The 24779-nt window shown below is 72.5% G+C and carries 22 protein-coding genes, 2 tRNA genes and 1 riboswitch; of the genes, 17 read left to right on the top strand and 7 right to left on the bottom strand.

The features are described 5' to 3' along the window. Positions 1–301 precede the first annotated feature (301 nt). Entirely contained in the window at positions 302–1351 is a 1050-nt protein-coding gene (locus F5972_RS04620) for a hypothetical protein (protein ID WP_150931454.1), read from the top strand. A gap of 149 nt (positions 1352–1500) precedes the next feature. Further along, entirely contained in the window at positions 1501–3366 is a 1866-nt protein-coding gene (locus F5972_RS04615) for a hypothetical protein (protein WP_150931452.1), read from the top strand. On the opposite strand, the gene F5972_RS04610 is transcribed toward F5972_RS04615, so the two are convergent. Both F5972_RS04610 and F5972_RS04605 read right to left on the bottom strand, forming a co-directional pair. Then, positions 3354–3788 carry a DUF2079 domain-containing protein gene (locus F5972_RS04610; RefSeq protein ID WP_225311254.1) on the bottom strand — a complete coding sequence of 145 codons (435 nt, stop codon included), beginning with the start codon at positions 3786–3788 and terminating at the stop codon, positions 3354–3356. The two genes, F5972_RS04615 and F5972_RS04610, sit on opposite strands and share 13 nt — an antisense overlap. A gap of 187 nt (positions 3789–3975) precedes the next feature. Next, complete coding sequence (locus F5972_RS04605) at positions 3976–5508, bottom strand: PQQ-dependent sugar dehydrogenase (RefSeq protein ID WP_150931450.1); 1533 nt, start codon at positions 5506–5508, stop codon at positions 3976–3978. Positions 5509–5776: 268 nt separating this feature from the next. Here F5972_RS04605 and F5972_RS04600 point away from each other — a divergent pair, with 268 nt between their 5' ends. Next, positions 5777–6718 carry a GNAT family N-acetyltransferase gene (locus tag F5972_RS04600; protein WP_225311168.1) on the top strand — a complete coding sequence of 314 codons (942 nt, stop codon included), beginning with the start codon at positions 5777–5779 and terminating at the stop codon, positions 6716–6718. Positions 6719–6791: 73 nt separating this feature from the next. Continuing rightward, positions 6792–8135 (top strand): NADP-specific glutamate dehydrogenase, encoded by a 1344-nt coding sequence (gdhA, locus tag F5972_RS04595; RefSeq protein WP_150931446.1) that lies wholly within the window; start codon positions 6792–6794, stop codon positions 8133–8135. A gap of 15 nt (positions 8136–8150) precedes the next feature. Here gdhA and F5972_RS04590 read toward each other — a convergent pair whose 3' ends face one another. Continuing rightward, the gene (locus tag F5972_RS04590; RefSeq protein ID WP_191909947.1) at positions 8151–9548 is read right to left on the bottom strand and encodes an MFS transporter; all 1398 of its coding nucleotides are present in this window, start codon (positions 9546–9548) and stop codon (positions 8151–8153) included. A gap of 102 nt (positions 9549–9650) precedes the next feature. Between F5972_RS04590 and F5972_RS04585 the strand changes: the two genes are divergently transcribed. From F5972_RS04585 to F5972_RS04575, 3 genes are read left to right on the top strand one after another with little or no spacing between them, the layout of a single operon-like run. Then, complete coding sequence (locus F5972_RS04585; RefSeq protein WP_150931442.1) at positions 9651–10538, top strand: helix-turn-helix transcriptional regulator; 888 nt, start codon at positions 9651–9653, stop codon at positions 10536–10538. 10 nt (positions 10539–10548) lie between these two features. Next, positions 10549–10920 carry a VOC family protein gene (locus tag F5972_RS04580; RefSeq protein WP_150931440.1) on the top strand — a complete coding sequence of 124 codons (372 nt, stop codon included), beginning with the start codon at positions 10549–10551 and terminating at the stop codon, positions 10918–10920. Positions 10921–10954: 34 nt separating this feature from the next. Continuing rightward, entirely contained in the window at positions 10955–11317 is a 363-nt protein-coding gene (locus F5972_RS04575; RefSeq protein ID WP_150931438.1) for a DUF2203 domain-containing protein, read from the top strand. Between the two features lie 31 nt (positions 11318–11348). Here F5972_RS04575 and F5972_RS04570 read toward each other — a convergent pair whose 3' ends face one another. Beyond that, positions 11349–12224: a sirohydrochlorin chelatase gene (locus tag F5972_RS04570; RefSeq protein WP_150931437.1), complete on the bottom strand. Its 876-nt coding sequence runs from the start codon at positions 12222–12224 to the stop codon at positions 11349–11351. 211 nt (positions 12225–12435) lie between these two features. On the opposite strand from F5972_RS04570, the gene F5972_RS04565 reads away from it, so the two are divergent. The 6 genes from F5972_RS04565 (at position 12436) to F5972_RS04540 (ending at position 19297) form a co-directional block, all read left to right on the top strand. Next, on the top strand, positions 12436–13521 hold the full coding sequence (locus F5972_RS04565) for a LacI family DNA-binding transcriptional regulator (protein ID WP_150931435.1): 1086 nt from the start codon (positions 12436–12438) through the stop codon (positions 13519–13521). Beyond that, on the top strand, positions 13518–14426 hold the full coding sequence (locus F5972_RS04560) for a ribokinase (protein ID WP_150931433.1): 909 nt from the start codon (positions 13518–13520) through the stop codon (positions 14424–14426). Before F5972_RS04565 ends, F5972_RS04560 begins: the two co-directional genes overlap by 4 nt. A 77-nt stretch (positions 14427–14503) precedes the next feature. After that, on the top strand, positions 14504–14755 hold the full coding sequence (locus tag F5972_RS04555; protein WP_150931431.1) for a hypothetical protein: 252 nt from the start codon (positions 14504–14506) through the stop codon (positions 14753–14755). Between the two features lie 224 nt (positions 14756–14979). After that, positions 14980–16095 (top strand): phosphotransferase enzyme family protein, encoded by a 1116-nt coding sequence (locus F5972_RS04550; RefSeq protein WP_191909946.1) that lies wholly within the window; start codon positions 14980–14982, stop codon positions 16093–16095. 109 nt (positions 16096–16204) lie between these two features. Then, complete coding sequence (locus F5972_RS04545; RefSeq protein ID WP_150931429.1) at positions 16205–18619, top strand: molybdopterin oxidoreductase family protein; 2415 nt, start codon at positions 16205–16207, stop codon at positions 18617–18619. Positions 18620–18697: 78 nt separating this feature from the next. Beyond that, positions 18698–19297: a hypothetical protein gene (locus tag F5972_RS04540; protein WP_150931427.1), complete on the top strand. Its 600-nt coding sequence runs from the start codon at positions 18698–18700 to the stop codon at positions 19295–19297. Between the two features lie 637 nt (positions 19298–19934). On the opposite strand, the gene F5972_RS04535 is transcribed toward F5972_RS04540, so the two are convergent. Together F5972_RS04535 and F5972_RS04530 are read right to left on the bottom strand one after the other, a co-directional pair. After that, positions 19935–20009: transfer RNA gene (locus tag F5972_RS04535), tRNA-Val, on the bottom strand. A gap of 25 nt (positions 20010–20034) precedes the next feature. Next, a tRNA-Gly gene (locus tag F5972_RS04530) sits at positions 20035–20106 on the bottom strand. Between the two features lie 196 nt (positions 20107–20302). Here F5972_RS04530 and F5972_RS04525 point away from each other — a divergent pair. The 3 genes from F5972_RS04525 to glmS all read left to right on the top strand — a co-directional run bounded on the left by F5972_RS04525 (position 20303) and on the right by glmS (position 23135). Then, on the top strand, positions 20303–20851 hold the full coding sequence (locus tag F5972_RS04525; RefSeq protein ID WP_150931425.1) for a DJ-1/PfpI family protein: 549 nt from the start codon (positions 20303–20305) through the stop codon (positions 20849–20851). Between the two features lie 182 nt (positions 20852–21033). Further along, positions 21034–21309 (top strand): hypothetical protein, encoded by a 276-nt coding sequence (locus F5972_RS04520; protein ID WP_030505148.1) that lies wholly within the window; start codon positions 21034–21036, stop codon positions 21307–21309. An 8-nt stretch (positions 21310–21317) separates the two neighbouring features. Continuing rightward, positions 21318–23135 carry a glutamine--fructose-6-phosphate transaminase (isomerizing) gene (gene glmS / locus F5972_RS04515; RefSeq protein ID WP_150931423.1) on the top strand — a complete coding sequence of 606 codons (1818 nt, stop codon included), beginning with the start codon at positions 21318–21320 and terminating at the stop codon, positions 23133–23135. 66 nt (positions 23136–23201) lie between these two features. Here the strand turns inward: glmS and F5972_RS04510 are convergent, their stop codons facing one another. Next, complete coding sequence (locus tag F5972_RS04510; RefSeq protein ID WP_150931421.1) at positions 23202–23447, bottom strand: GNAT family N-acetyltransferase; 246 nt, start codon at positions 23445–23447, stop codon at positions 23202–23204. A gap of 82 nt (positions 23448–23529) precedes the next feature. On the opposite strand from F5972_RS04510, the gene F5972_RS04505 reads away from it, so the two are divergent. Then, positions 23530–24501 carry a Bug family tripartite tricarboxylate transporter substrate binding protein gene (locus tag F5972_RS04505; RefSeq protein ID WP_150931419.1) on the top strand — a complete coding sequence of 324 codons (972 nt, stop codon included), beginning with the start codon at positions 23530–23532 and terminating at the stop codon, positions 24499–24501. Positions 24502–24546: 45 nt separating this feature from the next. Then, a riboswitch (cobalamin riboswitch) is annotated at positions 24547–24755 on the top strand. Positions 24756–24779: the final 24 nt, after the last annotated feature.

Raw genomic sequence — 24779 nt, 5'->3', positions numbered from 1 at the left:
TCGGGGTGGCGGCAGAGCATGACAAGGCCGCGTCGAACCTGCTGTTCTCCCTGTAAGGCGGGACGGCCACGTGGTGCCGTTTCACAGCAGGGCGTGAACAGGCAGACACCGTAGCACCATGCCTACGACTAAGAACAGACAGTCACTCTGGAACCATGTGTTTCAGCTTTAATCAACCACGAGTCAATGCATCCATTGACTAATACTCACTTTCTGGACATTTATGGATTTATAGTGACGATTTTCCGTCGTGGAGATAGGGTACGGTGAGTACCTAATAAGGTGGCGTTCGGAGGGCTTCATGCGCGTGTTCGGCATCAACTACGACGTCGGCTTCTCGACCGGCGGGACGACAACCCACGAACCCTTCGATCCGGACGTCGTGCGCCGCGAGATGCGGATCATCCGCGAGGACCTGCGCTGCGACGCCGTACGCGTCACCGGGGCGGACCCGGACCGCCTGGAGATCGCGGCACGTCACGCCGCCGAGGCCGGGCTGGAGGTCTGGTACTGCCCGTTCACCAACGGGCCGACCTCCGACGAACTGCTGGAGCTGCTCGCGGACGGAGCCGAGCGCGCGGAGCGGCTCCGCCGGGAGGGGGCCTCCGTCGTGTACCTCACCGGCTCCGAGATCAGCCTGTTCAACGGCGGATTCCTCCCCGGTGACACCCACGAGGAGCGGCTACGCGCGCTGACCGACCCGGAGCGCAGGACGGTCACCATCCCCGAGGCGCGTGCCCGCGTCAACGCCTTCCTCGCCCGGGCCGTCGCCGAGGTCCGGCGGCGGTTCGGCGGCCCGGTGAGCTACGCCTCTCTGCCGTTCGAGGGCGTGGACTGGACCCCGTTCGACGTGATCGCCACCGACGCCGGTTATCTCGACGGGGCCGCCGACCCCGGTTTCCGTGCCGGAGTGCGCGCGCAGGCCACGCAGGGGAAGCCCTTCGCCGTCACCGAGTTCGGGTGCGCCCCCTACCTCGGGGCCGGCGACCGCGCCTCTCGCGGTTACCAGATCGTCGAGTACGACGAGCGCGCGCGCCCGGTCCGCCTCACCGAGGTGGTCGTACGGGACGAGGACGAGCAGGCCCGCTACGTGCGGAGACTTCTTGAGATCTACGACCAGGAGGGCGTGGACGCGGCGTTCGTCTACACGTTCGCCCGCTGGGACCTGCCGACCTCCGCCGACCCCGAGCGCGACTTCGACCTGGCCGGTTACGGCGTCGTCAAGGTCCTCGGAGAGGGCCGCACCGGGACGGCCTATCCGGGACTGCCGTGGGAGCCGAAGGCGGCCTTCCACGCCCTGGCCGAATACGGAAGCGCCAGGGCCGCCACCCACGGAACGCGAACCGCGTGACGTGAACCGGACCTCTGCCGCTCCACCGGCTCCGGCGCGCGGGCCGTGACGCTGTCGCGCGTACCGCCCGCCCGTCGGATCTTGTCGTCGGCGGACGGGGATGGCATCGTGTGCGGCATGAACGAGAGAATCGAGTTCGTCTCCGGCCGGTGAGCCTGGCCCCCGAGCGCAGGGCGCTCGGCAACCGGCCGTCTCTTTTCGACCACGCGTCCCGCCTGCACGCGCTGACACCCGACGCGCCCCTTCCCGACGGCGGACGCCCCTATCCCGACGACGCCGACCACCGGGGTCCCCGGCCCAGTGGCGGCTCCTTCTCCGTCGAGCAGGCCAGAGCCGCGCTGGCCGCGGTGCTCCGCGCCCGCTTCGACGACCCCGGCCGCTCCCTCGACGAGCTGCACGAGGACCTCCGCGCCCTGGACGTCCCCTCGTGGGCGATCAGGCCCGACGTCCTGGACGGCCTGCCGTGGCTCGCCACCGAGCCCGCCCGCGAGACGGGCCTCTGGCTGGCCCGGCACGCGAAGGACCGCCGTCCCGCGCTGACCGGCCTGTGCCTGCTGGCGGGCAGGGCACGCCCGGAGGACGTCCCCCTGGTCCGTACGCTCGGCCTGCTGCGGTGTCTCGGGCCCGTGGCCGTGGACGTGCTGGAGACGATCCCCGGCTCGGCCGGGGCGCTGGTCTGGCTGGCGGAGCGGTCGGCACAGCTCACCCTCAGCCGTGCCATCGAGGCGATGTGCCGGGCGGAGGATCCCGTCGCCGTCGCCTGGCTGCTCCGGCACGCCACCGACCCGGGCCCCACGGCCGGTGGGCACGCGCAGCGGGTGGCCCAGGCCGTACGCCTCGCGGACGTCCTCGAGGACGGCGAGGCCGACGGCGGGGTGGTCCTCCTGGCGGGCCGGCTCCTCCAGGCGATGGCCGGGGAGGACTTCTCCGCGCTGTGCGACTACGACGACGCCTGCCGGGCCCTCGCGGCCTTCGCCGTACGCGCGGGGGCCGTGCCTCCGGTGCTGGACTCGCTGGCCTCGGCCGTCGCTCTCGCGGAGGACCTGACCAGCGGTCACGCCGCGTGCCTGCCGTGGCGGCCGGGCGTCCGGGAGACGACGCTGGAGCGGCTGCGCCGCCTGCTCACCTCGGCGCGCGCGGCGGAGGCACTCGCGGAGGCGGCACGGTCGCCCGACCCGGTGACCCGCCGCCGGGCGGCCTGGGCGCGCCGGGCGATCGCCGCCCTGCCGGTCGTGTCGCGGTTCCCCTCGCGGCTCCCCGAGGACGGGCGGGACCGGCTGGCGATTCACGTGGTCGTCTCCGATCCGGCGCTTCCGGGCCGCGTGGAGACGAGGCCGCTGGTGAACGGCCGGCCGGTCGTCGCGCGGGCGTTCCGCAAGGGCCGGCCCCACCCGCCGGAACACGTGCTGAGCGATCTGGCGGCGTCCGGGGAGCCCCGGGAGGTACGGCTGGCCGAGGCGTACTGCACCGAGGGGTGCTGCGGGGCCCTCTACGTCACGGTCGTCCGTGACGGTGACACGGTCGTCTGGCGCGGCCGGCGCGACCCCGATACGACGGCGGTCGGGCTGGAGCCGTTCCGCTTCGCCGCCGGCCCGTACGACGAGGTCGTCGCCCGGGCCGTGGACGATCACGGCTGGGAGTGGCCCGCCCGTACGGTCGCCCGTGAGGTGCGCCGCTCGCTGCGCGAGGATCCCGGCCTCCTGGCGGCCTGGGAGTGCGAAGCGGGCTTCGTCTACGCGGAGGCCGATCGGCAGGACGAGACGCACGTGGTCTTCTGGCATCCACGTGAGCCGTCGTCCGACGGGGAGGACCGGCCGGACGACGAGCCGTGGGTGCAGCTTCAGTGGACCGTCCCCATCGACGACACGGACCCGGGCGGCCAGGCGGCGCGCGTGCTGGACTGGCTGCGCCACAACGACCCCAAGTCCCACGCCGAGGTCGTCGGCGGCAGCCGGGAGCTGGTCGAGAGGCTCGGTCTCCCCTGGCCGCACTGGGGCGACGACTACGAGGAGTGAGCGGGGTCCGGGGTGCACCGGTGGGGTGTCAGGTCGGGGGTGGCGGATCCCGGCGAGGCGGCATGGAGCACCAGATGGCCGTCACGGTCGTAGAGCTGCTCGTAACCGCAGTCGCGCAGCAGCCGTACGTCGGCCAGTTGAGCCGGCCGCGACGCGATCATCGGCTGCGGGCCGCCGGTGTCCGCGATCACCCACGGGGCGCGTAAGCGCCGCCCGGCCTGCCACCGCTCGAAGAGCAGCGCGGTGAGCAGCGGCATGAAGGCGAACTCGTGGAACTGGAACGCGGCCGCCTCGGCGATCGGCCGGCTGAGGGCGTAGGCGCACGCCATCGCGTAGGCGCACGTGGTGCCCAGCATGCGCCGCCCCACGACCCACAGAACGGGGACCGCGGCGGCGAACAGCACGGCCTGGGCGACGAGCAGCGTCGCGGGCCCGTCGTGTTCCAGTACAACGGCCCCAGCAGGGCGAGAATCGGCGAGACGTGGTCACTGAAAATCGGCAGGGGAATGCCGATGTGGTTCCACTGGCCCTTGACGAGCGACCCGGGCAGCGCGAACTCCGCGACGGGCCCAATTTTCAATTGTCAGCAGGACTGATAACCGTGCCGGGTTAGGCGGCGGTGCAGCTGATGGGGGACGGGACCCGGTTGGCGCCGGACCAGCTCGCGTTGAAGCCGGCAGTCGTCGAGGCATTCGGGGCCAGTGCGCCGTTGTAGGTCTCGTTCGCGACGGTCACCGTGGCGCCCGACTGGGTGAAGCGGCCGCTCCAGGACTGCGTGACGCGCTGACCGTCGGGGAAGGCGAAGGTGACGGTCCACGAGGTGATGGCCGCCGTCCCGGAGTTGCGCACCGCGAGCTCGCCCTGGAAACCGCCCTGCCACTGGTTCACGATCCGGTACGTCGCGGAGCACGCGCGGGGGCCGGCCGACGGGCTCGCGGACGGGCTGACAGACGGGCTCGGCGACGCCGAGGGGCTGCGCGACGGGGAGGCCGACGGGCTGGGCGAGGCGCTGGGAGAGGGGCTGGGTGACGAGCCGCCGGCCGGCGGGACCCGGAGGATCCGGTCGTCGCTGGAGGCGGGGGTCCCCCTGCCGTCGCGGTTGCTCGTGCCGACCCAGAGCCAGCCGTCCGGCCCGACGGCCACGGCGCGCAGCCGGCCGTACGTGCCCTGGAACTCGGCCACCGGGTTGCCGGTCCTGCTGCCGCCGCTGACCGGCACCGTCCAGAGCCGCTTCCCGGCCAGGGCCCCGGCGAAGAGCGTGCCGTTCGCGTACGCCAGGCCGCTGGGCGACGCCTCGGACGTGCTCCAGGTGACGATGGGGTTGCGGAAGCGCGAGTCGGTGCACACGCCCTCGCAGGTGGGCCAGCCGTAGTTGCCGCCGGGGACGATGTAGTTGAGCTCGTCCCAGGTGTTCTGGCCGAACTCGCTGGCGTACATCCGGCCGCCCTCGTCCCAGGCGAGCCCCTGGACGTTGCGGTGGCCGTAGCTGTACACGCGGGTGCCGTACGGGTTGTCCGGCGGAACGGTGCCGTCGGGCCGCATCCGCAGGATCTTGCCGGCGAGGCTGTTCAGGTCCTGCGCGTTGGCGGAGGTGCCGGCGTCGCCCGTGGAGAGATACAGCATGCCGTCGGGGCCGAACGCGATCCGCCCGCCGTCGTGGAACTGCGCCTTGGGCACGCCGGAGAGGAGCACCTGCTGGGTCTGCGGAGCGCTCAGCCTGAACCTGACCAGCCGGTTGTCGGAGGCGCCGGTGAAGTAGGCGTAGATCCACTGGTCCTGGGCGTAGGTGGGGGAGACCGCGATGCCGAGCAGGCCGGCCTCTCCGCCGGGGGACACGTTCGGGACGGTCGCCACCCGTACGGGCGACGAACCGGGACGCACCTGCATGATGTTGGCCGTGTCTCGTTCGGACACCAGGGCGCTGCCGTCCGGGAGGAAGGTCAGCCCCCAGGGCGTCTGCAGGCCCGTGGCGGCGACCTGGGCCCGCGTGAAGTCGAACCCGCCGGTCGCGGCCACGGCCGCCGTCGGGCGGGCCGTGGCGAACGCGGCCCCGGCGGCGAGCGCGGCGACGGCGGTCGCGAGCGCCACGGCGGGACGTACCCGGAGACGCGCCGCGAGACTCGCGGTGAGGTGCTTGGACATCGATGCTCCCGGGACGGCGGGCCGCCGTGCGGCTCGTGAACCATGCGACCGCCTCCGACTCCCTGCGGCCGCCTGTCACTGCGGGACCATGGAATCCAGACCCTCGCGCCCGGATCAACCGCGACGCGGATGTCTTTCGGTATCGCCCCCTCTGATCAGCGCCTACGATGGGCGCTTCGCCCACGTGACGCCCTGGGCGCGGGAAACTTTCATGAGAACACAAGGCTCCGGCAAGTCCCCCACAAGTCACGACACGTACAAATGCGATGTGAACGACTACGAAATCCGGCGACCGGCGGTCGCCGACGCGGCGACCGTGCACGAACTGGTCGCCGAGCACGACATCGAGGTGACCGGGGGACCCGACTGGACGCTCGACGACATCGCCGACACCCTGAAGGAGCTCGACCTGGACCGCGACAGCTGGCTGGTCCGCTCGGACGGGCGGCTCGTGGGCTGGGGCTACGCCAGGCGCAACGGCTCCAGCGAGAACGTCGACATCGACGTGCAGGCGCGGGAGCCCGGCGCGGCGACCCTGCTGTGGGACATGGTGCTCGGCCGGGCCGCCGATCTCGCCCGTGAGGCGGGGCACGACCACGCGGTGGTGGACATCAGCCTCTACGAGCAGGACAAGCCCATGCGCGAGGCCGCCGAGCGGCGCGGCTTCGCCCCGGCCACCAGCTTCCACCGCATGCGGACCGACCACTCCGGCGTACGGCCCGTCTTCGTGCCCGGGGTCGAGGTCGAGGCCGGCTCTCCCGGGCAGGACGGTCACGAGGAGGTGCTCCGGGCGGCGCACCGGGTTCACCAGGAGGGCTTCGCCGAGCACTTCGGGTTCGTGCCGAAGACGTTCGATGAGTGGACCGCCGAGATGGAGTCGTCCAGCGCGAACGACTGGGGGCAGCTTCTGCTGGCCCGCGTCCACGGCGAGCCGGCGGCGATGCTGCTCGGGACCGACCACTTCGTGTCCGACGAGAACTGCGGATACGTCCGCACGCTCGCGGTGCGGCCCCGCTTCCGCGGCCTCGGCCTCGGGAAGCTGCTGCTCACCAGGGCCTTCGCGGCCGACGAGCGGCGGGGGCGGGTGGGGACGATCCTGCACGTCGACTCCAACAACGTCACCCCGGCGCTCGGCCTGTACGAATCCGTCGGCATGCGGCCGGTCCTGGTCATCGACGTCTGGCGGGCCGTCGTCCGTCCCAGCGGATGAGACGGTCATTCTCACAGCTTTGACATCGTTACAGTGAGAAGGGATAAATCAGGCACAAACGAGGAGCGGTCGAGTGCTGCACGAGAGGCTCGAGGGCGTCTACGAGAACATCTTGCGGCGCAACCCGGGGGAGGCCGAGTTCCACCAGGCCGTACGCGAGGTGCTGGAGAGCATCGGTCCCGTCCTCGGCAAGCATCCGGAGTACGCCGAGCACAAGATCATCGAGCGCATCTTCGAGCCCGAGCGGCAGATAATCTTCCGCGTGCCCTGGGAGGACGACCAGGGTGAGGTGCACATCAACCGGGGCTTCCGGGTGGAGTTCAACAGCGCGCTCGGGCCGTACAAGGGCGGGCTGCGCTTCCACCCGTCGGTCTACCTCGGCATCGTCAAGTTCCTCGCGGTGGAGCAGATCTTCAAGAACGGCCTGACCGGCCTGCCGATCGGTGCGGGCAAGGGCGGCGCGGACTTCGACCCGAAGGGCCGCTCCGACCGGGAGATCATGCGCTTCTGCCAGAGCTTCATGACCGAGCTGTACCGGCACCTGGGCGAGCACACCGACGTGCCCGCGGGGGACATCGGCGTCGGGCGGCGGGAGATCGGCTACCTGTTCGGCCAGTACAAGCGCATCACCAACCGGTACGAGTCCGGCGTCATCACCGGCAAGGGGCTGAGCTACGGCGGGGTGCAGGTGCGCACCGAGGCCACCGGCTACGGCTGCGCGTTCTTCGTCGAGGAGATGCTGAAGGCGAAGGGCACGTCGTTCGACGGCAGGCGCGTGGTCGTCTCGGGCTCCGGCAACGTCGCCGTGTACGCGATCGAGAAGGTGCGCGAGATGGGCGGCGTCGTCGTGGCCTGCTCCGACTCCTCGGGCTACGTGGTGGACGAGAAGGGCATCGACCTCGACCTCCTGAAGCAGGTCAAGGAGGTCGAGCGGCGCCGCCTCAGCGCCTATGCCGAACGCCGCGGCGCCGAGGCGACGTACGTGGCCGGGCGCGGCGTGTGGGAGGTGCCCTGCGAGGTGGCGCTGCCGTCGGCCACGCAGAACGAGATCACCGGCAAGGACGCCGAGGCGCTGGTGCGGGCCGGGTGCGTCGCGGTCGGCGAGGGCGCCAACATGCCCACCACGCCCGAGGGCATCCGGGTGTTCCAGGAGGCCGGAGTGGCCTTCGGCCCCGGCAAGGCCGCCAACGCGGGCGGTGTGGCCACCAGCGCCCTGGAGATGCAGCAGAACGCCAGCCGCGACTCGTGGACGTTCGAGTTCTCCGAGCGGCGGCTCCAGGAGATCATGAGCGACATCCACGCCCGCTGCCTGGAGACGGCCGACGCGTACGGCATGCCGGGCGACTACGTGGCCGGCGCCAACATCGACGGCTTCAGGAGGGTGGCGGACGCGATGCTCGCCCTCGGCCTCGTCTGAGCACTCGCCGAGTGCTCATCGGTTGACCCGGCGGGTGCGCAGGAGGGGAAGCGCGCACCCGCCCGCGGCCAGCGACACCGCGGCCAGCCACAGCGATGTCACCGTGGCGGCGTGCGCGGACGGGGCGAGGCTGAGGAACAGCGTGCCGAAGACGGCCACGCCGACGACCTGGCCGAGCTGGAGCATCATCGCCAGCAGGCCGCTGGCGTCGGCCGCGTCGGCGGGCGCGACCCGGGCCAGCGCCACCGCCATGAGCGGGCTGAACGTGCCCGCCATGCCGGCGCCGACGGCCACGAAGCTGATCTCCAGCAGCGGCTCGCCGTGGCCGCCGCCGGCCAGCGCCGCCGCCAGGGCCAGCTCGCCCGCGGCGGTGACGACGGCGGACGCGACGATCACCGGCCGGTGCAGGCCGGCCGGCAGCCGCTTCCAGTTGAGGCTGGTCAGCCCGAAGGCGGCGGCCGCGGGGACGAACAGGCAGCCCGCCCGCAGGGCGCTGTCGCCGAGGCCGCCCTGCAGGTGGAGGGCCATGGCGAACAGCCAGCCGCCGTACGCCGCCATCACGAGGAAGATGCTCGACGCGGCGACGGCCACCCCGGGGGCGTGCAGCAGGCGGCCGGGGACGAGCGGATGCGCCGCACGCCGCTCCACGAGCAGGAACGCGCAGAACGCGAGCACCGACAGGCCCATCGCGATCCACCCCCACAGCGGCCAGTCCTCCTCGTGCCCGAGCACGAGCGGCACGACCAGCAGGCAGACGGCGAGCGACAGGGTGACCAGGCCGGGCACGTCGAGCCCCCGCTCACGCCGCACGTGCACGGCGGGCAGCGCGCGGGCGCCGACGGCCAGCAGCGCGAGCCCGATCGGCACGTTGACCAGGAAGACCGGCCGCCAGGCCGTGCCGAACAGGTCGGCGGTCACCAGCAGCCCGCCGAGCACCTGACCGACGACCGCGCCGGCCGAGATGACCGTGGCGTAGACGCCGAGCGCCCGCCCCCGCGCGGCGCCGTCGTAGGTGACCTGGATCAGGCTGAGCACCTGGGGCACCATCAGGGCGGCTCCCGCGCCCTGCATCAGCCGGAAGGCGATCAGCACACCGGCCGAGGTGGCGAGTCCGCACATCAGCGACCCGGCCGTGAACACCACGAGCCCGGTGAGGAACAGCCGCCGGTAGCCGAACAGCCCCCCGAGGCGTGCCCCGGTGATCAGCAGCATCGCGTACGCCACGGTGTAGCCGGAGATGACGAGTTGCAGTCCGGAGCCGGTGGCCCCGAGGTCGGCGCGCATCGTGGGCGCGGCGACGTTGACGATGGTGGCGTCGAGGACGGCCATGAACTGCCCCGCCAGGATGACGGTGAGCAGCAGACCCGGCGAGGTTCGCCGCGCGGCCGGCGCGCGGGTGGTGACAGTGGTCATGGCGGCAACGATGCGGCCGTCGCGATACCGGTAACGAGAGCCTGCCGATACTGGTACTGACACCACCTGGCAACGCGGTCACGCACTCGCCAAGATGGGGAGGTGACGACGGGGACTCGCACCAGGAACACCAGGCGTGAGGAGCTCGCGGCCTTCCTGCGCAGCAGGCGCGAGCGCATCCGGCCCGAGGACGTCGGCCTGCCGCCGGGCCTGCGCCGCCGTACACCGGGCCTGCGGCGGGAGGAGGTGGCCCAGCTCGCGGGCGTGGGCGTGACCTGGTACACCTGGCTGGAGCAGGGCCGCCCCATCAACGCGTCGGTGCAGGTGCTCGACGCCATCGCCCGTACGCTGCGGCTGGACGCGGCCGAGCGGGAGCACCTCTACCGGCTCGCGGACCTGCCGGAGATCGCCGATCCGGCGGGCGACGGGGAGGGCCTCGACGCCGAGGTGCACACGATCCTGGGCCAGCTCGACCCGCTGCCCGCCTGCGTCTACAGCGGGCGTTACGACCTGCTCGCCTGGAACACCGCCTACGGGACGATCTTCGCGTCCGTGGTCGACCGGCCACGGCTCGAGCGTAACGTCCTGTGGCGGGTGTTCACCATGCCGGACTGCTGCTGCCCGCTCGTGAACAAGGACGAGGAACTCCCGCAGATGGTCGCGATGTTGCGGGCCGCCTTCGGCAGGCATGTGGGAGAGCCGGCGTGGACGGGCTTCGTCACCCGGCTGTCGGCGGCCAGCCCGGAGTTCGCCCGAATGTGGGCGATGCACGACGTGGCCAGACCGGGCGTCCGGATGAAGCTGTTCAAGCACTCGTCGGTGGGCCTGATCCGCCTGGCGTCCACCAGCATGGCGCTGGCCGCGCCGCCGGAGACCCGCATCGTGGTCTACACGCCCATGGACGACGAGAGCAGGCAGCGGATCGAATGGCTGGCGCTCCATCCGGAGGTCGCCCACTGCCCGCTGCATGGGGAGCCCGTCCGCGGGTAAAGCCGCAGTCATGGCCTGTCGTATCAGTGAGCTCGTCGTCGACTGTCACGATCCCGAGCGGCTCGCCGCCTTCTGGTGCGAGGTGCTCGGCTTCGAGGTCATCCAGCGTACGGACGGCTGGATCGAGATCGGCCCGCCGGGCGTGGGCTTCGGCGGCCTCCAGCCGACGCTCATCTTCGCGCCCGTGCCGGAGCGCAAGCGCGACAAGCTGCGCCTGCACATCGACGTCAACCCCACCGACCGCGACCAGGAGGACGAGCTCGACCGCCTGCTGAAGCTCGGCGCCGTACGGGCGGACGTGGGCCAGACCGGCGAGGAGCAGTGGCACGTGCTCGCCGACCCCGAGGGCAACGAGTTCTGCCTGCTGCGCCGCCGCCTGTGACCTTCCGGCGGGCCGATGCGGTAGCGTCCGGAGCGTGGCGAGGATCTTCACGCTGGACGAGGCCGGATCGCTGATGCCGGAGGTGCTGGAGCACGCCCGCGCGTTCGTCGCCGTCCGCGCCGACCTCGCGGAGCTCACCCTCGACCTGCGGCAGGCCGGGACCTCCGCCCTGGGCGGTCTCGCCGAGGCCAAGGGCCTGGAGGCGCGGATGGACGAGATCCTCAGCTGGTTCGACGCCGAGGAGATCGAGATCAAGGGCGTCGCCCCGCTGCTCGTCGACTTCCCCGCCGTGCTCGGCGGCGTGTCCGTACGGCTGTGCTGGCTGGAGGGGGAGACCGCCCTCGGCTGGTATCACCGCAGCGACCTCGGCTTCCCCGGCCGCCGCCCGCTCCCCTGAGCCCACCCGCCGGACGAACTCGGTGAGGAGTTCAGTCCGACAGGTCGTCGAAGCCGTCGAAACCGCCGAAGGCGGCGCCGTATCGGACGCAGACCATGCGGGCCACCGACTCGTGGGCGCCGAGGGGCTCGGCGCAGCCGGCGCCGATGGCCTCGGCCGCCGTCGTGATCCGCTCGCGGTCGGCCTCGGGACCGATGACGTACGGCACCACGGCGAGGCGGTTGGCCCCGATCTTGCGGAGCCGCTCGGCGGCGTCGCGCACCGTCGGCACGCCGTCCAGCGCGGCGGGGACGACGGGAAGCGTCAGGCGGGCGGCCAGCAGGACGGCCGTCGCGTCGGCCCCGCGGGCGGCCTCGTCGCCCCCGGCGGTCGCGACGATGATCCCGTCGACGGGCGAGGAGACGTTGAACAGCCGCATTCGGTCGGCGCGGGCCAGGCCCGCCTCGGACAGCCGCACGTGCAGGGCCTCGGCCAGCAGCGGATGCGGGCCGAGCGGCTCGGTGATCCGCACGGCCGCGCCGCTCTGCGTCACGGCGTCCCGTACGGCGCGCCGGACGCGGGGATGGGGTCCGGTGACGAGCGGCACCACCACCGCCGCCGGTCCTCCGGCCGGTCGCTTGGCCGCGATGTCGGCGAACTCCTTGGTCAGGTCGGTGCCGCCGTCGGCCAGCGAGACGATGCGAAGGTCGAGTTGCGGGTTGTCGATCCGGACGATGGAGGCGACCTCGGCGGCCACGTCCGCACCCTGGCCCGCCGGATCTCCGGCCCTGCCCGGCACGGCCAGGACCAGGGCGGGGGCGTCGGCCGGCAGGTCGGCCGGCAGCGGCCGTCGGTGGCGGCCGGTCCCGGGCCGGGAGGATCGCTCCCGGGTGGGGAGCTTGGGCGGGTCCTCGTGACCTTCGTTCACATCGGCGGATTCTAGGGCGAAACCGGTCGAAGAGCAGAACCAACGCGCGGCTTGTTGCGGCTTGGTGATCTAGATGTTTTACGTCGCGGTCACTTGACGCTGCTGGTGGCCGTCGCTTTGATAAGGGCCGTCCACGCTGAAAACGTTTACAGCTCCCGCGTGCTGCGACGCGTGGACGACTACACGAGAGTCTCCCCAGAGTGAGGTGGCCGTGACCGAGGGTCCCACGATCACCACGATCGCGCAACGCGCCGGCCTGTCGATCGCCTCGGTGTCGCGGGTGCTCAACGGGCTGCCGACGCGAGAGGACACGGTGCGCCGGGTCATGCGCGCGGCCGACGAACTCGGCTACGTGCCCAACTCGGTGGCCCGTTCGCTGCGCAACCGCCGCACCCACCAGATCGCCTTCGCGCTGTCCGACATCGGCAACCCCGTCTACGTGGCGATGGTGCGGGAGATCCAGGCCGTGCTGAAGGCGGCCGGATACCGCCTGCTGCTCCACTCGACCGAGGGTGACCCGGAGGACGAGGTGTGCGTGCTGCGCGGGCTGCGGGAGCGCTACGTGGACGGCCTCATCATCAGCCCGCTGCGCGGCGTCGGGGAGGAGCACATCGAGGCCGTCACCACGGCGCGGGTCCCCGTGGTCGTCGTCGGCCCGGTGCCGGAGGGCACGCCGGTGGACACCGTGCGGGGCGACTCGCGGACCGGTGTCCTGCTCGCGATGGACCACCTGCACGGGCTCGGCAGGCGGCGGATCGGCCTGCTCAACGGCCCGCTCGGCACGGCGCCCGGCGCGGCCCGCGCCGCCGCCTACCGGGAGGCGCTGGAACTGCTCGGCCTGCCGTACGACGAGAGCCTGGTCGAGGTGGGCGACTTCACGCGCGACCGCGGCGCGCGGGCCGCGCGGGCGCTGCTGGCCCGCGCTCCCGGTCTCGACGCGCTGATGTGCGCCAGCGACCTGATCGCGCTCGGCGCCCTCGACGTGCTACGGGAGCAGGGCAGGGATGTCCCCGGCGACGTCGCCGTGGTCGGCATGGACGACACCGAGCTCGCCTCGGTCGCGTGGCCGTCGCTGACCAGCGTCTCGCTCGGCTGGGCCGAGCGCGGCAGGGCCGCCGCGAGGCTGCTGCTCGACCGCCTGCGGGACGGCTCGCTGCCGCCGCGTGTGGTGACCGTCGAGCCGGGCCTGATGGTCCGGTGCTCGACCGGAGGCGGACCGAGGACCGCGTTCGCCACCCGTGCCCTCGCCCGCGCCAGTGCCCGCGCGCTCGCGCTCGCCGGGGGCGACCGGCCGTGATCTCGGTGTTCGGCAGCGCCAACATGGACTTGGTCGCGTACGTGACGCAGGCTCCCAAGCCGGGGGAGACCATCACGGGCCGGGCCTTCCGCACGATCCCCGGAGGCAAGGGGGCCAACCAGGCGATCGCCGCCGCGCGGGCGGGCGGGCGCGTCGCGTTCCTCGGCGCGGTGGGCGACGACGCGTTCGGGCCGGGGCTGCGCGCGGCGCTCGCCGGGGCGGGCGTCGACACGAGCGGGGTGCGGACCGTCCCCGGCCCGTCCGGTGTCGCCCACATCGTCGTGCAGGACGACGGCGACAACTCGATCATCGTCGTGCCGGGGGCCAACGGCGCGCTCACCGGCCCCTCGGCGGAGGACGCGGAGACGATCGGGCGGTCCCGCGCGCTGCTCCTGCAACTGGAACTCCCGATGGAGGCCGTGGTCGCCGCCGCGCGCCTGGCCGGCGCCGTGACCGGTGCCGTGACGGGGGCGGAGGTGATCCTCACCCCCGCCCCGGCCGTGCCGCTGCCCGCCGAACTGCTGGCCGCGGTCGGCGTCATCGTGCCGAACGAGCACGAGGCGGCGGTCCTCACCGGCCGGGACGACCCGCGCGACGCGCTGGAGGCACTGCTCGAACTCGTTCCCGAGGCCGTCGTGACGCTCGGCGCCCGGGGCGCGTTGTACGGCTCCCGCGACGGCGTCCGCCTCCACGAGCCCGCCGTGCCGGTGCGGGCGGTGGACACCACGGCGGCGGGGGACACCTTCGCCGGCGCGCTCGCGGTGGCCAGGACCGAGGGACTCGGCCCCGAGAGGGCGCTCCGCTTCGCCTCGGCGGCGGCGGCGCTGTCGGTCCGGCGCGAGGGCGCGAGCACCTCGATGCCGCACCGGCCCGACATCGACCGGCTCGTCCGGGACCGAACGTAAAATCTCTGCATACGGAGTGTGATTGAGGGGTAGCTCTGCGTTGCATTCGTCAACGCTTCGCAGAGAAGAGGTATCCGTTGATCAGATCACTGGAGCGCGCCGGGATCGCGGCGTTCGCCGCCGCCCTGTTCGCGGCCCCGGCGGTTCTCACGGCGCCGGCCGCCCACGCCGCCGCCGGACGCCCGGCCGGAGACGACGTGTACCGCACCTGGTTCACGAGCCACGCGCGCTGCGTGGCGGAGGGCCAGGGCGGGATCGACCGCGGTCACTGGGAGCACTACACCTGCTCCGAGGGCGACTGGTTCTGGCATCTGTGGACCAACCGCTGAGCTGAGACGCGATCCGGCCCCGGCACCCACCCCGCCGGGGCCGGCCCGCGAAATCACCGGGCCGGATCACGCTGCCAGATCACGGGGCCGGATCACGGGGCCGGATCACGGGGCCGGATAACGGGGCCGGATCACGGGGCCGGATAACGGGGCCGGATCAAGAGAGCGGAGACCGCAGGGGAGGATGAGGGGCGACCGGCCGACATGATTCTCAAGGAGTGCGCATGCAGGTCCACGACCTGTCCGGCGGCGGAGACGTCCTCATCCGCGTCGAGGGGGTCGCCCGCCGTGCCCTGGAGCGGTACGGGCTGCCCCCCGACGCCGCCGTGACGTTGCTCAACGTGTCGGAGAACGCGACCTTCACCGTGGACGTCGGCGGGACGGGGAGCGGGGCGCACGGCGGTGTTCCCGGCGGTTTTCACGGCATTCCCGGCGGTTTTCACGGCATTCCCGGCGGTGTTGACGGCGTGACGCGGGCGATCCTGAGAGTGCACCGGCTCGGCTACCAGTCGCCGGCCGCCATCGCCAGCGAGCTCGCCTGGCTGGAGGCGCTGCGCGAGGAGGCGGGCGTCGTCACGCCCCGCGTGATCCCGGCCCGCGACGGGTCCCGTGTCGTCACGGTCGAGGACCCGGGCGCCGAGCCCCGCCACTGCGTGATGTTCGAGTTCCTCCCCGGCGCCGAACCGGCCGAGGACCGGCTGGTGGAGGAGTTCGGGCGGCTGGGCGCGCTGACCGCCCGCATGCACCGGCACGCCCGGGGCTGGACGAGGCCGCCCTCCTTCACCCGCTTCCACTGGGACCTCGACGCCGCCTTCGGGCCCACGCCCCGCTGGGGCCGGTGGCAGGACGGCGTGGGGGTCGACCGGGAGGCGCACGCCGTGCTCGCCCGCCTGGAGGCCGAGCTGCGCCGCAGGCTGGAGCGGTACGGCACGGGCCCGGACCGGTACGGGCTCATCCACGCAGACCTCCGCCTGGCCAACCTGCTGGTGGACGGCGAGACGGAGGCCAGGGTCATCGACTTCGACGACTGCGGCCTCGGCTGGTACCTGTACGACCTCGCCGCCGCCGTCAGCTTCATCGAGCACCGGCCCGAGGTGCCGCACATGGCGGAGTCGTGGGTGCGCGGCTACCGCACCGTGCTCGACCTCCCGGAGGAGGACGAGGCCGAGATCTGGACGTTCATCCTGTTCCGCCGCCTCCTCCTCGTCGCCTGGATCGGCTCCCACCCGGCCGCCGCCGGGGCCGCCCGGCTCGGCGCCGGCTACACGCGCGACAGCTGCGAACTGGCCGAGCGCTATCTGAGCGGCTCACTGAACGGATCACTGAGCGGATCACGCTGAGGAAAGTATTCGAAAAGGAACCGGTCAGTTCGGGCGAATCTGGGATCAGAAGGACATTGCGCCGGGTACGGGGAGCGTCGTTCACACATCGTCACCGCGGAGGTGCCAGGTGCTGGACCGGATCGCCGATCCCAGGGGGCGGCGCACGCCGTACGGACCTCCCGACGCGGTGGAACGGCTGGCCGCGGCCCTGCCGGGACGCATGCGCGACGCGCTTCCCCCGGTCATCCGCCTGGGCAGCCCGTGGCCGGTGCGGGTCGACGTGTTCCTGGAGGACGGCGTCGCGGAGGACGACGTCGAGTGCTGGGTTCCCGCGGCCTCGGCGGCCGGTTCCCACGGGGAGGCCGTCGACCTGGCGGTGCGCGGCGGGCGGGTGGTGGGCGTACGCGGCCGGGCCGGTGACCGGGTCAACCACGGCAGGCTGGATCCGCGCGAGTGGCCCGCCTGGCAGCCGCGCCCGGGACGGCTGACCCGCCCACTCGTACGCGAGGGCGGGCGCCTCGTCGAGTCGACGTGGGACGTCGCGATGGACCGCGTCGTCACCCGGTCGAGGCACCTGCTCGCCGCGCCCGGCGGCTGGGGCCGGATCGCCTTCCATACGGGCCCCCGGCTGTTCCTGGAGGAGCACTACACGCTCGCCGTGATCGGCAAGGCGGGCATCGGCACCCCGCACATGGACGGCGACACCCGCGGGTGCGCGGCGGCGGCAGCGGCCGCCCTCGCGGCGAGCTTCGGCACCGACGGCCAGCCCGGTTCGTACACCGACGTGGACCACTGCGACGCGCTCGCGCTGTGGGGGCACGACTGCGCGGCCTGCCACCCCGTGCTGTGGGAGCGGATGCTCGACCGGAGGCTCGGCCCCGGGCCGCCCGCGATGATCGTGGCCGATCCCGACCGGACGCCCGCCGCCAGGGAGGCCGACGTCCACCTCGCCGTGCGCCGCGGCACCAACGTGGCCCTGCTCAACGGCCTGCTGCACGAGCTGCTCGCGAACGGCTGGCACGACGCGGCCTATGTCGCCGCGCACACCGTCGGCGTCGAACGTCTGTGGCGCACCGTCGAGGCGTACCCGGCCAAGCGGGCGGCGGAGATCTGCGGGGTGCCGGTCGCGCGGATCGAGCAGGCCGCCGAGATCCTGGGCGCCGCCGAACGGCTGGTGTCGACCGTCGGCCCGGCCCTTCTCGGCTCCAACCAGGCGACGGCCGCGGCCTGCCAGGTCGACAACCTCCACCTGCTGCTGGGCATGCTGGGCAGGCCCGGGGCCGGGCTGTTCCAGCTCGGCGGGCCGGGCTGCGACGCGCTGGAGACGGGCTCGGCCGGGGACCTGCCCGGTCTGCGCAACTGGGCCGACCCGGGACACGTGCGCGAACTGGCCGCGCTCTGGAACGTCGACCCCGCCGTCATCCCGCACTGGGGGCCGGCCACCCACGCGACCCAGATCTTCGGGTACGCCGAAGAGGGCTCCGTCGGGCTGTTGTGGATCACCGCGTCCGACCCCGTGAGCGCGACTCCCGGGCTCGACCGGGTGCTCGCCCGCGAGGACCTGTTCGTCGTCGTCCAGGATCCGTACCTCACCGAGACCGCGCTGCTCGCCGACGTCGTGCTCCCCGCGGCCGCCTGGGGGGAGAAGACCGGGACGGTCACCGGCGCCGACCGGACGGTGCACCTGTGCGAGAAGGCGGTGGAGCCCCCCGGGGAGGCGAGGGCGGACCTCGCCGTCCTGCTCGACTACGCGCGGCGGATGGACCTGCGCGACCGCGACGGCCTGCCGCTCGTCGGCTGGACCGACGCCGAGTCGGCGTTCGAGGCGTGGAAGGCGTGCTCCGGGGGCCGTCCCTGCGACCACACCGGCATCACCTACGACCGGCTGCGGGCCGGCGGCGTGCAGTGGCCCTGCACGCCGGCCGGCTCCTACGGCGCGGAGCGCCTGTACGCCGGGGGGAGGTTCGCCACCGAGCCGGGGCGCTGCCAGACGTTCGGGGCCGACCTGGCCACCGGCGCGGAGTACGGCGAGGAGCGGTACCGCGCCGACGGACCCCGGGGGCGGGCGTTCCTCCACGCCGCCGATTATGAGCCGTCTCCTGAGGTGGCCGACGACGAGTATCCGCTGGTTCTCCTCGTCTGCCGGGCGCCGCGCCTCTCACCCGCTCCGCCGTACCTGGAGGTCCATCCGGGTGACGCCGCGGCGTACGGCGTGGAGGAGGGCGACCTCGTGCGGGCCGAGTCGCCCCGGGGCGCGCTGGAGGCCGTCGTGCGGCTGTCGGGCGTACGCCCCGGAGCCGTGGTCCTGCGGCTCGGCGGCCGGTCCGAGGCCGAGGCGCGGGCGGCGGCGGAGCTCACGCTCACCTCGTGGGACCCGGTGTCGCGGCAGCCGCTGCGCACCGCGGCGGCGGTGCGCCTGGTGCGGGTCGCCCCCCGGCCGGGGGAGCCCGCCGAGGAGCTCACGCCCGTGGAGGGCGTCTGCTCCGCCGCCACGCCCCTCGGGCACGGCGTCGCCGTACGCGAGCGGTACGAGGAGGTCTGACGTCCGCGATCACCGGAGAGGGGTGGGGGCCATGGGCACTGGCACCGCGCGTACGGCCGGCGGGGAGGCCGCCCCCGGGTGGGCCGATCGGTGACCGTCCACCTGGCGGACTACCTGGCGCTCCTGGTACGGACGGAGCAGGAGCTGTCCGGCGGGTTCCACGCGCTGTGGCGCGCCCATCCCCGGGAGCCGGACCTGTGCGGCGTGTGCGAGCGCCTGGCCGCGCAGTGCCGGGCGCACGCGGAGCGGCTTGAGCCGTACCAGCGGCGCTACCGGGGCCCTCAGCAGGGGGAGCGCCAGATGGAGCATCGGATGGAGCCGTGGGTGCCGGATCCGGTCATCCTGGACGCGACGAGGACGGAGCTCCAGCGGGCGGGCCCCGAGGGGGTGGGTCTCGTGACGTCGGCGCGCCCCAGGCTGACGCCCGCGGGCGCCGCCGGGAACGGCGGGAACGGCGGCGGTCTGGTCCTGCTGCGCGAGCTGCACCGGTTGTATCTTCTCGCGACCGAATGCGATCTCTCCTGGAGCGTGGTCGCACTGGTCGCCCGCGGCCTGAAGGACGACGACCTCCTCGACCTGGCCGGCCGGTGCGCTCCCGAGACGGCTGTGCAGTTGCTCTGGCTGCGGACCCGGATGCGGCGGGCCGCGCCGCAGGCCCTCGTCGTCGCGTCCTGGTGAGGTCCGTATATCGCGCGGATTCATACAAACGCGGAGAAGAATCGTCCGGAGGGCGCGGTCTCGTTCTCGTCTGTCGTCATTGTCGCGATTCACGACAGGCGTGGGCAGGGCTGATTCACCGACAAATGTCGCCATGTAGACAATATTGAGATCATGTCGCGGGATCGTTGCAGAAATTAGATTGTGCCCGGATGGTAGTAATTGATAGAAAATGATTACGACGAGGGATGGGTGCGCCCATCGACGACGCCGGTGCTCATGGCGGGGGCCGCACCGGCGGTGCGGAACGCCGGGAAATCGGGTCCGGCGCCGCGGGTCGTTCACATATATCGGTGCCGACGCCTGCCGCGGCCGGCGTCGGCACCACCGATTTCCGCACCGTGAGCGCGGTTTCCGCGAGGTGAGAACCATGAGCGGTGTAAGCACGGCACCCCTGCCGCCTGCCCGGCGCGGCCACCCGTGCCACTGTGCGCGCCTGCTGCTGTGTACGGGCGTCGCCGCGTGGATGCCACGGTTGGGAAGTCGCCGTGCGGATGTCTCGCCGTACGGATGCCGCTGCCTGGGATCGGCTACCTGTGAGGTGGGATGACGGCCCGCGCGGCCGATGAGGCACCACTGCATGGGTGCCGGGATGGGGTGGTGGGCGATACTGGGATTGAACCAGTGACCTCTTCCGTGTCAGGGAAGCGCTCTCCCGCTGAGCTAATCGCCCGTGCCCGGATGTCGTCCGGGCTCCGAGCGGAAGACGGGATTCGAACCCGCGACCCTCACCTTGGCAAGGTGATGCTCTACCACTGAGCCACTTCCGCAGCCATCGCTCGGGTTTCCCCGGCGACGCGTGCTCAACTCTAGCGGATCCCCGGGGGTACCGGTGCCATCTGTTCCCACCCGGAGAGCGATCCGAGAGCGCCCGGCGCGGCCCAGGGCCGCCGCGAGGCGTTGACCCGCCGGAGAGGGCGTGCACAGGATGGGGCGCGACCGTACGTGCGAGAGGAGTTACCCACCATGACGAAAGTGCTCATCATCACGGGCGACGCGGCCGAGGACCTGGAGGTGATGTATCCGTACCAGCGGCTTCTCGAGGAGGGCTACGAGACGCACATCGCGGCGCCGTCGGTGAAGAAACTCCAGTTCGTCGTGCACGACTTCGTCGACGGCTACGACACCTACACCGAGAAGCCGGGCCACGCGTGGGCGGCCGACGTGGCCTTCGCCGACGTGAACCCCGAGGAGTACGACGCGCTGGTGATCCCCGGCGGGCGCGCGCCCGAGTACCTCCGCGGCGACCGCGACGTCCAGGAGATCGTGCGGCACTTCGCCGGCGCGGGCAAGCCGATCGCCGCGCTGTGTCACGGTCCGCTGATCCTGGCCGCGGCCGGGGTGCTGAAGGGCCGGGAGAGCAGCGCGTACCCCGCCTGCGCCACGGACGTCGAGAACGGCGGCGGCACCTGGGTCGACAGCGAGGCGCACGTCGACGGGAACCTGGTGACCGGGCGGGCCTGGCCCGACCACCCCGCCTGGATGCGCGCGTTCATGAAGGTGCTGCGTTCCTGAAGGTGCTGCGTTCATAAGGCGCTGCGGGCCGCCGCCACCGTGGGCTGAGTCTTCCGCCGGCTCGTGGACACCGCTCCTCCACGAGCCGAGCGAATCGGCGGAGTCGCTTCCGCACTTATCCTGCCCGAAAACGGGCAGGAAACTTGTTAGTCGACATCCGCGCTGCGTTAGGGTCCTGCTCTGTGTCCACGGCACGGCATCCCTTCGAGGATCTGATCGGCCACCTCACCCGGACCACCTCGCTGGGCCCGGGTGAGGCGGCCCGCGTGGTGGCCGACGTCCTGGCGTACTTCGGCGAGCCCGCGGAAGAGTACGTGCGGCGCCGCCACGGCGAACTCAAGTCGAGGGGGCTGACCAACGACCAGATCTTCCCCAGGATCTCCGCCGAGCTCGCGGGGAGGCGTGTCGCGGCACCGGAGCTGACCCTGCGCCAGCTCCGGAGGATCGTTTACGGATAGGAGCGGTTATGTGCGGAATCGTCGCTTACGTCGGGCCGAAGGACGCGGCGCCCATCCTGCTCGAAGGTCTCCAGCGGCTGGAGTACCGGGGCTACGACTCGGCAGGCCTCGCCGTCGTGAACTCCAGGAGTCTCAAGACGCGCAAGGTCAAGGGCCGGGTCGCCGACCTGGCGGCGGCGGTGCCCGCGAAGTTCAAGGGCGGGATCGGGATCGGGCACACCCGGTGGGCCACCCACGGCGCGCCCAGTGACGTGAACGCGCACCCGCACCTCGACCAGGAGCAGCGGATCGCCGTCGTGCACAACGGCATCATCGAGAACGCCGACGAGCTGCGCCGCCGCCTGGAGGGCGACGGCGTGAAGTTCGAGAGCGAGACCGACAGCGAGGTGCTCTCCCACCTCGTCGGGCGGATGGTCAAGGAGACCGACTCGCTGCGGGAGGCCGTGCTGCGGGCGCTGAAGAGCGTGGTCGGCACGTACGGCATCGCCGTCGTCGACGCGCAGCGCCCCGGCGAGATCGTGGTCGCCCGCAACGGCAGCCCGATCGTCCTCGGCCTCGGCGAGAAGGAGATGTTCGCCGCCTCCGACGTCGCCGCGCTCATCCGCTACACCCGGCAGGTCGTCCACCTGGAGGACGGCGAGCTCGCGGTCATCAAGGCCGACGGGTTCAACACCTTCACCAGCGACGCCCGGGAGACCGCCAAGGAGCCGTTCACGGTCGACTGGGACGCGGGTCACTACGACAACGGCGGCTACGAGCACTACCTGCTCAAGGAGATCTCCGAGCAGCCCGACACGGTCGCCCGCACCCTGCGCGGGCGCATCGACGACCGGTTCCACATCGCCCACCTCGGCGGCCTCAACATGGACGCCCGCGAGACCCGGTCCTTCCGCCGCGTGAAGATCATCGGCTGCGGGTCCGCGTACTACTCCGGGCAGATCGGCGCGCAGCTCATTGAGGAGCTGGCCCGCATCCCCGCCGACGCCGAGCCGGCCTCGGAGTTCCGCTACCGCAGCCCGGTCGTCGAGCCCGACACGCTGTACGTCGCCATCAGCCAGTCGGGCGAGACGTACGACACGCTCGCCGCCGTGCAGGAGCTCAAGCGCAAGGGCGGCCGGGTGCTCGGCATCGTCAACACGGTCGGCAGCGCCATCGCCCGGGAGACCGACGGCGGCATCTACCTGCACGCCGGGCCCGAGGTCTCGGTGGCCTCCACCAAGGCGTTCACCTCCACCGCCGTGGCGTTCGCGCTGCTCGCCCTGCACCTCGGCCGTGTACGGGACCTGTCGCCGGCCGACGGCCGCAGGATCTGCGACGGCCTGCGGCGGCTGCCCGAGCAGATCAAGGAGATCCTCACCCTGGAGGACCAGATCAGGGAGCTGGCCAAGAAGTACGCCGACGCTCCGGGCATGATGTTCGTCGGCCGGGTCCGCGGCTACCCGGTGGCCCGCGAGGGCGCCCAGAAGCTCAAGGAGATCTCCTACGTCCACGCGGAGGCGTACCCCGCGAGCGAGCTCAAGCACGGCCCGCTGGCGCTGATCAGCCCCGAGCTGCCGACCGTCGCGGTCGTGCCGGACGACGAACTGCTGGACAAGAACCTCACCACGCTGGGCGAGATCCGGGCCAGGGACGGCCGCATCCTCATGGTCGGCCACCGCACCTCGGAGGCGGCCGACGACTGCATCGTGGTGCCGAGGAACGAGGTGGAGCTGGACCCCATCCTGCTCACGATCCCGCTCCAGCTGTTCGCCTACCACGCCGCCGTCGCCCTCGGCCGCGACGTCGACCGCCCCCGCAACCTCGCCAAGAGCGTGACGGTCGAGTAAGCCCGTACGGCACCCACGGCTCGCGTCCCGGCGACGCGAGCCGTGCTCGCGCGAGCCGTGCTCGCGCTAGGCGTTGAGGAGGGCGTGGACCTCCATGTCGTGCCAGCCGTCGGCGTGCAGAAGCGCCGCTCTGAGGACTCCCTCGACGGCGAAACCGGCCTTGTCCGCCACCCGGCAGGAGGCGTGGTCGCGCGTGGAGTGGTGCAGTTCGAGCCGGTGCAGCCCGAGTTCCTCGAAGCCCCACCGTACGGCCGCCGACACGGCCCGCACGGCGACGCCCCGGCCGCGCGCCCGTGGCACCGATTGCCGCATCCGTAACGTCCGTTATGTCCTGACATGGGGTGGTTGCTCATAGTCTGTCCGCATAAGGGACTCTTCGGGGGGAGGGTGCCGCATGCGACGCCGTACGGTTCTCGCACTGGGGGTCCTGGCCCTGGCGGGCGGGTGCGGCACCCCGGCGCCTCGGTACCGCGGGGAGATCTCCCTCCTCGTCCCCGGCCCGCCGGAGTGCTGGGGGGACGGCGTCGCCCGGAGCCTGAAGTCCCTCATCGAGGCCCGGCGCTGGGCCCGGAGGGTGCTGATCACGCGGGACGTCCGGAGCGGCGCGCCGGCCGTCGGCCGCTTCGCCATGGGGCGGACGGACCGGCTGCTGGTCGCCGACCCTCTCCTGCTCGCCGACTGCGCACTCGGTCACGCGCCCGTTGACACGCGCGGCGACGTGGGGTCGTTCGTCGCCCGGACTGTGCCGCTGGCCAGGCTGGCGGGGGAGTGGCAGGTGCTCGTGGCCTCCCCCGGCTCGGGTTACCGCACGTTCGAGCAGGTCGCGGCGGCCCTGCTGAACACCCCGGAGCGGGTGAAGGTGGCGGGCGGCCCCGACCGCGGGCCCGGCCACCTGCTGCTCGGCCTGACCGCCCGGGGGCTCGGGGCCGACCCGCGCCTGGCGGCGTACGAGGCCTTCGACAGCCCCGCCCGGGCCGTCGCGGCGGTGGCCGAGGGGACGACCGCGCTCGCCTTCGGAGGGCGCGGCGACGTCGCCGCCCACGTCAGGGCCGGGCGGCTGCGGCCGCTCGCCGTCTCGTCTCCCGAGCGCCTGCCCGGCCTGGACGCGCCCACGCTGGCCGAGTCGGGGGTGCGGGTGGCGTACGCGAACTGGACCGGCCTGCTCGCCCCCCTCGGGGTGACCGCCATCGAGCGCGACGCGCTGACCGATCTGTGCCGGGCCGTCGTGGACTCACCCGCCTGGCTCCGCCTGTGCGAGCGCAACGGCTGGACGCCGATGTGGCTCGCCGGTGAGGAGTTCCGGCAGTGGCTGACGGGCGAGGCGCGTCGTACGGCCCTGCTCCTCGACGATCTCGGAATCCGGTGAGCAACACAACTTGTAGGGCTGCTTGCGTGATCGCCCACTAGATGTAGGATCCATCGCGTCGCTGGTTCACCTCGGTGAGGCAAGAGGGAACCCGGTGTGAATCCGGGGCTGCCCCGCAGCGGTGAGCGGGAACGACCGCCGTCATTGGAGCACTGGTGCGCGAGCGCGCCGGGAAGCGACGGCCAGTAGGTCCGGCGGGTGTGTCCCGCCGGCCGCCCGCGAGCCCGAAGACCTGCCCGCGACCGCGCGCGGAGCCACCGCGCGCGCCCGCGCCGTGC

This window comes from Microbispora cellulosiformans (assembly GCF_008728085.1).
Classification (GTDB): Bacteria; Actinomycetota; Actinomycetes; order Streptosporangiales; family Streptosporangiaceae; genus Microbispora; species Microbispora amethystogenes.
This window is presented reverse-complemented; position numbering and strand designations above follow the sequence as displayed.

What these genes read in the sequence shown, in the direction of transcription:
- F5972_RS04620 (WP_150931454.1), top strand. Translation starts at nt 302, where the DNA reads ATGCGCGTGTTCGGCATCAACTACGACGTCGGCTTCTCGACCGGCGGG.
- F5972_RS04605 (WP_150931450.1), bottom strand. Translation starts at nt 5,508, where the DNA reads ATGTCCAAGCACCTCACCGCGAGTCTCGCGGCGCGTCTCCGGGTACGT.
- F5972_RS04590 (WP_191909947.1), bottom strand. Translation starts at nt 9,548, where the DNA reads ATGACCACTGTCACCACCCGCGCGCCGGCCGCGCGGCGAACCTCGCCG.
- F5972_RS04580 (WP_150931440.1), top strand. Translation starts at nt 10,549, where the DNA reads ATGGCCTGTCGTATCAGTGAGCTCGTCGTCGACTGTCACGATCCCGAG.
- F5972_RS04550 (WP_191909946.1), top strand. Translation starts at nt 14,980, where the DNA reads ATGCAGGTCCACGACCTGTCCGGCGGCGGAGACGTCCTCATCCGCGTC.
- F5972_RS04525 (WP_150931425.1), top strand. Translation starts at nt 20,303, where the DNA reads ATGACGAAAGTGCTCATCATCACGGGCGACGCGGCCGAGGACCTGGAG.
- glmS (WP_150931423.1), top strand. Translation starts at nt 21,318, where the DNA reads ATGTGCGGAATCGTCGCTTACGTCGGGCCGAAGGACGCGGCGCCCATC.
- F5972_RS04510 (WP_150931421.1), bottom strand. Translation starts at nt 23,447, where the DNA reads ATGCGGCAATCGGTGCCACGGGCGCGCGGCCGGGGCGTCGCCGTGCGG.
- F5972_RS04505 (WP_150931419.1), top strand. Translation starts at nt 23,530, where the DNA reads ATGCGACGCCGTACGGTTCTCGCACTGGGGGTCCTGGCCCTGGCGGGC.